Origin of the sequence: Aquabacterium sp. (assembly GCF_049274795.1) — a bacterium.
GTDB lineage: Bacteria > Pseudomonadota > Gammaproteobacteria > Burkholderiales > Burkholderiaceae_C > Aquabacterium.
Genome location: NZ_JBASTH010000046.1, coordinates 65,293 through 74,155 on the forward strand (window position 1 = coordinate 65,293; position 8,863 = coordinate 74,155).

Annotated in this window: 10 protein-coding genes; 6 read left to right on the forward strand and 4 right to left on the reverse strand. The window is 65.4% G+C overall.

The features are described from left to right. Nucleotides 1-8: 8 nt before the first annotated feature. Both WAQ08_RS07725 and WAQ08_RS07730 read right to left on the reverse strand, forming a co-directional pair. Nucleotides 9-992, reverse strand: a complete 984-nt coding sequence (locus WAQ08_RS07725) for an Hsp33 family molecular chaperone HslO (RefSeq protein ID WP_422190617.1) — start codon at nt 990-992, stop codon at nt 9-11. A gap of 9 nt (nt 993-1,001) precedes the next feature. Next, nucleotides 1,002-1,526, reverse strand: a complete 525-nt coding sequence (locus WAQ08_RS07730; RefSeq protein WP_422190619.1) for a gamma carbonic anhydrase family protein — start codon at nt 1,524-1,526, stop codon at nt 1,002-1,004. Nucleotides 1,527-1,648: 122 nt separating this feature from the next. On the opposite strand from WAQ08_RS07730, the gene yaaA reads away from it, so the two are divergent. From yaaA to WAQ08_RS07745, 3 genes are all read left to right on the forward strand, one after another. Next, nucleotides 1,649-2,428 (forward strand): peroxide stress protein YaaA, encoded by a 780-nt coding sequence (gene yaaA, locus WAQ08_RS07735; RefSeq protein WP_422190621.1) that lies wholly within the window; start codon nt 1,649-1,651, stop codon nt 2,426-2,428. Next, nucleotides 2,425-3,282, forward strand: a complete 858-nt coding sequence (locus WAQ08_RS07740; RefSeq protein WP_422190623.1) for a 2OG-Fe(II) oxygenase — start codon at nt 2,425-2,427, stop codon at nt 3,280-3,282. The genes yaaA and WAQ08_RS07740 overlap by 4 nt, the downstream gene beginning before the upstream one ends. Before the next feature lie 156 nt (nt 3,283-3,438). Continuing rightward, the gene (locus WAQ08_RS07745) at nt 3,439-3,621 is read left to right on the forward strand and encodes a hypothetical protein (protein WP_422190625.1); all 183 of its coding nucleotides are present in this window, start codon (nt 3,439-3,441) and stop codon (nt 3,619-3,621) included. 96 nt (nt 3,622-3,717) lie between these two features. Here the strand turns inward: WAQ08_RS07745 and WAQ08_RS07750 are convergent, their stop codons facing one another. After that, entirely contained in the window at nt 3,718-5,058 is a 1,341-nt protein-coding gene (locus WAQ08_RS07750; RefSeq protein WP_422190627.1) for a DEAD/DEAH box helicase, read from the reverse strand. A 373-nt stretch (nt 5,059-5,431) separates the two neighbouring features. On the opposite strand from WAQ08_RS07750, the gene dnaX reads away from it, so the two are divergent. Genes dnaX through recR form a run of 3 tightly spaced genes read left to right on the forward strand, consistent with a single transcriptional unit; the run spans nt 5,432 to nt 8,465 of the window. After that, nucleotides 5,432-7,474: a DNA polymerase III subunit gamma/tau gene (gene dnaX / locus WAQ08_RS07755; protein WP_422190629.1), complete on the forward strand. Its 2,043-nt coding sequence runs from the start codon at nt 5,432-5,434 to the stop codon at nt 7,472-7,474. Between the two features lie 57 nt (nt 7,475-7,531). After that, nucleotides 7,532-7,858 carry a YbaB/EbfC family nucleoid-associated protein gene (locus WAQ08_RS07760; RefSeq protein WP_422190631.1) on the forward strand — a complete coding sequence of 109 codons (327 nt, stop codon included), beginning with the start codon at nt 7,532-7,534 and terminating at the stop codon, nt 7,856-7,858. Between the two features lie 19 nt (nt 7,859-7,877). After that, on the forward strand, nt 7,878-8,465 hold the full coding sequence (gene recR, locus WAQ08_RS07765; RefSeq protein WP_422190633.1) for a recombination mediator RecR: 588 nt from the start codon (nt 7,878-7,880) through the stop codon (nt 8,463-8,465). A gap of 240 nt (nt 8,466-8,705) precedes the next feature. Here recR and WAQ08_RS07770 read toward each other — a convergent pair. Then, a partial coding sequence (locus tag WAQ08_RS07770) for an IS3 family transposase (RefSeq protein WP_422190637.1) occupies nt 8,706-8,863 on the reverse strand: 158 nt, incomplete at its 5' end.

Consider the following 8,863-nt stretch of genomic DNA (forward strand, 5'->3'; position numbering starts at 1 on the left):
GGTTTGCCTCACTGCAGCCGGCTAGAGCTGGGCGCGTGGTCCGCGTCGTCCGTGAACACCTCGCCCACATCCACCGGATCGAAGTGATAGTGCAGGCCGCAGAAATCGCAGCCGATGTCGACCTGGCCCTGCTCGGCGATGATCGAGTCGATCTCTTCCCGCCCCAGATTACGCAGCATGCCGGCCACGCGCTCGCGTGAGCAGGTGCAGGCAAAACGGGGGGCGGTCAGGCCGGCCAGCGGCTCGAAGCGGCGCACATCCTCTTCCCAGAACAGGCGGCGCAGGATGGTGTCCACGTCCAGGCTCAGCAACTCTTCGCGGGTGAGGGTGGAGGCCAGGTGCGCGATGCGGTTGTAGTGCTCGCTCAGGCCGATCTCGTCCTCATTGCTGCGGCCGCCCAGGTTGCCTTCGCCCTGCACGGGCAGGCGCTGGATCAGCAGCCCGGCGGCGATGTCGTCGTCGGCGGCCAGGATCAGCTTGGTGTCCAACTGCTCCGACTGCAGCATGTAGTGCTCCAGCACCTGGCTCAGCGCCTGCAGGGGTTCGCGCTGGTCGCCATGCAGCGGCACCACGCCCTGGTAGGGCTGCTGGCCGGGCAGGCGGTCCTTCGGGTCCAGCGTGATCGCGCAGCGGCCCTTGCCGCCCACGTTCACCAGCACCTCCAGCGGCAGATGGCCGTTGTCGGTGGCCGGCACATCGCCCACCACCTTGGCGGTGGTGCGGAAGGCCAGGTCGGGCTGGACTTCGGCCACGGCCAGCTTCACCGGGCCATCGCCCATGATCTGCAGGATCACGGCCCCGTTGAACTTGATGTTGGCCTGCATCAGCACGCCGGCTGCGGCCATCTCGCCCAGCAACTGGCGCACCGGGGTGGCAAAGGGCTCGGAGCCTTCGCGCCGGCGCAGCACCTCGCGCCAGCTGTCGGTCAATCGGACCAGCATGCCCCGCACGGGCAGGCCTTCAAACAGGAATTTGTGCAGTTCGTCGCTCATCGATTCTTCTCAATCCACGCGGACCATGTCCGTCTTGTACTCCGTCGCCTTCTGCACGTAAAGGGCCGTGCCGATGTTCATGCGCATGCGGTCGGCATCCGTCAAGGGGCGCACGGCCTTGGCCGGCGAGCCCATGATCAGCATGCCTTCTTCGAACACCTTGCCCTCGGTCACCAGGGCGCCGGCCGCCACCAGGCAGCCCTTGCCGATGACCGCGCCATTGAGCACCACGGCCTGGATGCCGATCAGGGCGCCGTCGCCGATGGTGCAGCCGTGCAGCATCACCTGGTGGCCCACGGTCACGTCCTGTCCGATCGTCAAAGGAAACCCGATGTCGGTGTGCAGCACAGAGCCCTCCTGCACGTTGGAGCGCTCGCCGATGCGGATGGTCTCGTTGTCGCCCCGGATGGCCACGTGCGACCACACGCTGGAGCCTTCGGACAGGATCACGTGGCCGATCACGTCGGCCGATTCGGCCACATAGGCGCTGGGGTGCACGTCGGGGGCTTTGTCTTTGATGCGATACAGGGCCATGGGGTGGGGTTCCAGGGAAGGGACTGCGGATTGTAGGCTTGCCCCATTCTGGTGTGACACCCCTGGTACGCTTGGGGTTTCGCACGCCCTGTTTTTGCCGCCTGCGCCGTTGGCGCCCTGACATGCTGATTCTGCTTTCCCCCGCCAAGAGCCTGGACTACGAGACCGCCCCGGTCACGGACCGACACACCCTGCCGCAGTTCGTGGATGAATCGGCCGCCCTGATCGAGGTGCTCAAGCCCTACACGCCTGCACAGATCGCGTCCTTGATGGACCTCAGCGAGGCGCTGTCGCAGCTTAACGTGGCCCGCTACGGCGCCTGGTCGCGCAAGTTCTCCAAGGCCAACAGCAAGCAGGCCGCGCTGGCTTTCAATGGCGATGTCTACGAGGGCCTGCAGGCCGCCTCGCTCAAACCCGCCGACCTGGATTGGGCGCAGGACCACGTCGCCATCCTCAGCGGCCTGTACGGCATCCTGCGCCCACTCGACTGGATGCAGCCTTATCGCCTGGAGATGGGCACCAAGCTGGCCAACCCGCGCGGCAAGGATCTGTACGCCTGGTGGGGCGACACGCTGGCCGAGCACCTCAACAAGGTGCTGGCCGAGCAGATGGACGACCTCATCGTCAACCTGGCCTCGCAGGAGTATTTCAAGGCCGTCAAGCGTAAGGCGCTCAAGGCCCGTGTGGTCGAGTGCGTGTTCGAAGACTGGAAGAACGGCCAGTGGAAGGTCATCAGCTTCCACGCCAAGCGGGCCCGTGGCCTGATGGCCCGCCATGCCATCCTCAAGCGCGCCACCACGCTCAAGGCGCTGACCAGCTTCAAGTCAGAAGGCTACGCTCACGTGCCCGAAGCCTCCGAGGCAGATCGGCTGGTGTTCCGGCGCACACTGGAGGCCGCATGACCGAAACGGCCCAGGTCATCACCGACGAACTGCGCCAATGGATCGTGGACCAGGCTCGCGCGGGCCATGGCGCGGACGAGGTGCTGCAGGCCATGAAGGCCAGCGGCTGGCAGGAAGACATCGCCATGGCCGCGATGGAAGAGGTGTTGAACGGGCATCGCCAGGTGCCAGACCCACAGGGCAAGGCCGCGAGCAGTGCCGTGGCGGTTCCTGCGCTGGCGGAAGGCGCCAGCCATCAGGTCTGGGCGGGGGACCGCATGGTGCGGGTGGTGCTCAGCATGGAGCATCCCAACATCGTGGTGTTTGCCGACCTGCTGTCCGCCGAGGAGTGCGAAAGCCTGCGAGCGCTGGCGGCCGGCCGCCTGGCCCGCTCGGAAACGGTGGTGCACGCCACCGGTGGCAGCGAAGTCAACGCCGCGCGCACCAGTGAAGGCATGTTCTTCAACCGGGGCGAGAACGAGCTGGTGGGCCGCATCGAGGCCCGCCTGGCCGCGTTGCTGAACTGGCCGCTTGAAAATGGCGAAGGCCTGCAGGTGCTGCGCTACGCACCGGGGGCCGAGTACAAACCGCACTTCGATTATTTCGATCCGGTGCAGCCGGGTACGGCCGCCGTGCTGCGGCGGGGCGGCCAGCGTGTCGGTACCGTCGTGATGTACCTGAACACGCCGGAGCAGGGCGGGGCCACGGTGTTCCCGGATGCTGGTGTCACGGTGCACCCGATCGAAGGGCATGCGGTGTTCTTCAGCTACAGCCAGCCCGTGGCGGCCACCAAGACGCTGCATGGCGGCGCCCCGGTGCTCCAGGGCGAGAAATGGGTGGCCACCAAGTGGCTGCGCCAAGGGCGCTTTGACTGAATCTGCTGGCGTCTTCAGCTTCCAGTCAGGTTGTTTGCTGGGTGTGAATGGCTGTCAACCGTGCTCTTGAGGCCTGCGTTGAACACGCACAGGCCTGGGTTTCAGGCCTGACTTTAGAAGTCAAATCTCACTTCAACCCTTTCTGGAGCCTAGTCCATGAAAAAGCTGACCGCTGCCCTGATCGCTTCCATGTTCGCCGTTGGTGCTTTCGCTGCTGAAGCCCCTGCCGCTGCCCCGGTTGCTTCGGAGGCCGCTTCTGCCCACGCCAAGAAGGCCAAGAAGGCCGCCAAGAAGGCCAAGAAGGCTGCTTCTGCCGCCTCGGCTGCTGCCTCGAAGTGATTCAGCGCCACACGGGGTGCATGCCCCGTGAGCAGTGAACAAAAAACCCGGCCTGCGCCGGGTTTTTTGTTGCTGGAGCGTGCTGAGTTGAGAGGCTCAACGGAAGCGGCTGCGGTCACCGCCGCCGCCCTGACCACGCCGTGCACCACCACTGCCTTGAGGTGCGCGGCCACCCGGGCGGCCGCCTTGGCGGGGTTGGCCTTGGCCACCCGAGGCACCGCCACGGTCACCGCCTTGGCGGGCACCGCCATGCAACACGCGGCGGCCCAGTTGGATCGGTTCCGGCTTGGCGTTCGGATCAGGCTCGTAACCCTTCACCATCTCACGTGGGATGGGGCGCTTGATCAGGCGCTCGATGTCGGCCAAGAAGCCTTCTTCATCGATGCACACCAGCGAGATGGCACGGCCTTCCGAGCCCGCGCGGCCGGTGCGGCCGATGCGGTGCACGTAGTCTTCGGGCACGTTGGGCAACTCGAAGTTGACGACGTGGGGCAGTTGGTCGATGTCGATGCCGCGGGCGGCGATGTCGGTGGCCACCAGCACCTGCAGATCACCGCTCTTGAACTCAGACAGGGCCCGGGTGCGCGCGCTCTGGCTCTTGTTGCCATGGATGGCCATGGCGGTGATGTCGTGCTTCTGAAGGAACTCGACCAGGCGGTTGGCGCCGTGCTTCATGCGCGTGAACACCAGAACCTGGAACCAGTTGTTGCTGGTGATCAGGTGAGCCAGCAGTTCTTTCTTGCGATCGCGGTCGACCGGGTGCACCACCTGCTCGACCGTGTCGGCCGTGGCGTTGCGGCGGGCCACCTCGATGCTCTTGGGCTGGTTGAGCAGGCGCTCGGCCAGGGCCTTGATCTCATCGGAGAAAGTGGCCGAGAACAGCAGGCTCTGCTTCTTGGCGGGCAGGACGGCCAGCACGCGGCGGATGTCGTGGATGAAGCCCATGTCCAGCATGCGGTCGGCTTCGTCCAGCACGAAGTACTCGACATGGCTCAGGTCCACCGTGCCTTGCTGGTGGTGGTCGAGCAGACGGCCAGGGGTGGCCACCAGAATATCCACGCCGCGGCGCAGTGCGTCGATCTGGGGATTCATGCCCACACCGCCGAAAATGACCATGGAGCGCAGCGGCAGGTATTTAGAATAAGTGCGGACACTTTCCTCGACCTGGGCAGCGAGTTCACGCGTTGGCGTGAGAATCAGCGCGCGGACGCGGCGGGGCTCCTGGGGGCGTGGTTTACCCGCGCCCGACATCAAATGGAGCAAAGGCAGGGTAAACCCCGCAGTTTTGCCCGTGCCGGTTTGTGCGCCAGCAAGGAGATCGGTGCCGCTGAGCACCGCGGGAATGGCTTGCAACTGGATCGGCGTAGGCGTTTCATAGCCGGCTTCCGAAATTGCTTTCAGAATCGGCTGAGCCAATCCCAAATTTTCGAACGACATGACTGCTGACCCTTAAAAAGCTAAGAGGGGCAAAAATTCAGGGACGATGCGTCGAATAAATTTCGGACCTGAACAAGAATATGATTCTCGACACGGTCAGCATCTGCCCAACACGCTCAGGGGTAAACCCGAGCGACGTTTAACGTGCGTCTGGATGCCGCGAATTGTAGATCCGGACGCAGGGGATTGATAGGCCGGATTCAGGGGGCATTGTGGTCGAATCACACGGCGAATGTATCCAGGCGTATCAAAGGCTTGGATTTTGGTCCAGATCTGTGGCCTAAACCCGCCAGCCCTCCAAATTGCGCCCCATGAATGGGGGGGCTGCATCCGCCAGCGCGAGCGTGCTCCGGGCGCCTCTACAATCGCGGCCATGACATCGACGGTTCTGGCGCGCAAGTACCGCCCTCTCAGTTTCGAGGCCATGGTGGGCCAGGGCCATGTGGTCCAGGCGCTGGCCAACGCGCTCACGCAGCAGCGGCTGCACCACGCCTACCTGTTCACTGGCACCCGCGGTGTCGGCAAGACCACGGTGTCGCGCATCCTGGCCAAGTCGCTCAACTGCACGGGGCCTGATGGTCAGGGCGGCATCACGGCCACGCCTTGCGGTCAGTGCCAGCCCTGTCGGGACATTGATGCTGGCCGCTTCGTTGATTACGTCGAGATGGATGCTGCGTCGAACCGTGGCGTCGAAGAGATCTCCCAACTGCTGGACCAGGCGGTCTATAAGCCGGTGGTGGGGCGCTTCAAGGTCTACATGATCGATGAAGTGCATATGCTCTCGAACACCGCGTTCAACGCGATGCTCAAGACGCTGGAGGAGCCGCCGGATTACCTGAAGTTCGTGCTGGCCACCACCGATCCGCAGAAGGTGCCGGTGACGGTGCTGTCGCGCTGCCTGCAGTTCAACCTGCGCCCGATGGCCATGCAGACGGTGCACGAGCACCTTGAGCAGGTGTTGTCGCAAGAGCACGTGCCCTTCGAGCCTGGCGCCTTACGCCTGCTGGCGCGTGCGGCCCGGGGCTCGATGCGCGATGGCTTGTCTCTCACCGACCAGGCCATCGCCTATGGCGGCGGGCAACTGGACGAAGCCGTGGTGCGCCAGATGTTGGGCTCGGTGGATCGTCAGCATGTGCTGGCCATCCTCGAAGCCGTGGTCAATGGCGATGGCCCGGCCTTGATCGAAGCGGGTGACAACCTGCGCCGCCTGGGGCTGTCGGCCCAGGGCACGCTGGATGACCTGGCCTCGGCCCTGCAGAACATCGCCGTGTTGCAAAGCGTGCCTGGGCTGGCTGAGAGCGATCCGGACAAGGCTCCCTGGCTGGTGCTGTCGCGCCGCCTCGCTCTGGACGAATGCCAACTGTTCTACAGCCTGGCGCTGCATGGCCGTGCGGAACTGGCCCTGGCGCCAGACGAGCACGCCGGCCTGCAGATGATCCTGCTGCGCTGGCTGGCTTTCAAGCCGGCCCAGGACGGGAGCCGCGACCACCCAAAAGCTGAAGGCCCGGTGGCTGTCAAGCCGGCCGGGCCCTCCGAGCAGGCTGCGGCACCGCTCGCGGCGGCCGCGCCCAGGCCTTTGGTCGGCGCAGCGGTGGCCGATCTCAGTGCACCTTCAGCGCCTTCGCACGCACCCGTACCCGTACCGGCACCACAGGCCCAGCCTCCAGTGGCTGCGCAGCCCCGCCCGGCAATGCCACAGGCCCGCCCAGTGGCGCAGCAAGCCCCGACGCCCGCCGCGCCACCGCCGGTTGCGCGGCCTGTGCCGCCTGCCGAACCCCGGCGTGAACCGCCGGCCTCTGCGCGCCCCTCTGCGGCAGACGAGGCCCCGCCCTGGGATCAGGACATCCCGGTCGTCGATGACGAGCCGTTCTATGTGCAGGATGTGCCTTTCGACCTGCCCGATGAGCGTCCGACCCGGGTGGCCGCGCCCCAGCGGTCAGCCTCTGAACCCAGCGCGCCCCTGCCAGCCGCCTTGCCCGTGCCGGAACGCACCGTTGTCCCGGTCGTGCCCACGACGCCCCTGGGTGATCGCTGGGCGGATCTGGTGGCCCGCATGCAGCAGGAAGGCCTGCTGGCCGCCCTGGTGCGCGAACTGGCCATGCAGGCTGAGTGCGTGGGCGTGCAGGACGAAGGCGGCACCTCCATCTGGAAGCTGCGCGTCGAGCGCGAAACGCTGCGCAGCGACACGCAACGGGAACGCCTGATGGTCGCCGTGCGCAAGGTGCTGGGCGATGAGGCCAGCATCGAATTGGAGGCCGGCGTGGCCAAGGACACACCCGCGTTGCGCGAACAGGCCGCGCGCGCAGGGCGCCAGGCTGCCGCTGAAACACTGATCCAGCAGGATCCGCTGGTCAACGCGCTGTTGTCGCAATACCCCGGCGCCCGGATCGTGGGCGGATCGATCGCCCCACTTTGACCTCACCCGTGCCGCCATGGCGGACAATCACGGCATCTGAACGAAAGGACACACCCCATGCTCAAAGGACAACTGGCCGGCTTGATGAAGCAAGCCCAGCAAATGCAGGACAACCTCAAGAAGGCCCAGGACGAACTGGCCCTGGTTGAGGTGGAAGGCCAGTCCGGTGCTGGCCTGGTCAAGGTCATCATGACCTGCAAGAACGATGTCAAGCGCGTCACCATCGACCCCAGTCTGCTGGCCGATGACAAGGACATGCTAGAAGACCTGGTGGCCGCAGCCTTCAACGACGCGGTGCGCAAGGCCGAGGCTACCTCCGCCGAGAAGATGGGCAAGCTGACGGCCGGCATGCCGATGCCGCCCGGCATGAAGTTCCCGTTCTGATCGCGCAGAAGGCCTTGTCGTGACCGATCCAGTCGTCAACCGCTTGATCGAGGCCTTGCGGGCCTTGCCGGGCGTGGGGCAGAAGTCGGCGCAGCGCATGGCCTTCCATCTGCTGCAACATGACCGCAATGGCGCAGTGCGTCTGGCGCAGTCACTGCTGCAGGCGGTCGATGAGATCGGCCATTGCGAGCGCTGCCACACCTTCAGCCGCGATCGCATCTGTGCCACCTGTCTGGACCCGACCCGCGACGCGCGCTTGCTGTGCGTAGTCGAGACGCCGGCGGACCAGGCCGCGCTGGAGCGCAGTGGCAGCTACCGTGGCCTGTACTTCGTGCTGGCCGGGGCCCTGAGCCCGCTGGACGGCGTGGGCATGCACGACATCGGCGTGACACGCCTGCTGGACCGCGCCAGCGACGGTGTGGTCGACGAGGTGGTGCTGGCCACCAACTTCACGGCCGAGGGCGAGGTGACGGCCCACGTGCTGTCGGAGCAACTGCGGCAGAGCGGTGTGCGCGTGACGCGCCTGGCCCGCGGCGTGCCCGTGGGCAGCGAGCTGGAATACGTGGACCTGGGCACCATCGCTCACGCGCTGATGGACCGCCGCTGAGCGTCGGCGTCGATCGAGGCCACCACCTGGCGTAGGGATGATCTCGGTTTCGGTGCGGAAATTCCCGGCCCCGCAAAAGGGTAACCCCTAAGTTCGCAAAGCTGAACGAGGATGGCGGTGGCGATGACCTGGTCGCCGAAGACTTCTCCTCAGGCTCCAAAGCTCTGGTTGCTGGTCAGGATCATTGCCTCAGGTGCGCTTTGAGGTTGCCCTTGTTTCCCGGAGTTCTTAACTCATCGATTACGCGGCCTTCTTGTGCTGTGCCGCATGCCAGCGTTGCTCGTACTGCATCGGGCTGAGATAGCTCAACGTGGAATGCAGCCGCTTGTGATTGTAAAAGCCCAGCCAGTCGACGACCGCATCCATGGCTTCTCGTCGGGTGGCGAACTTGTGGCCAT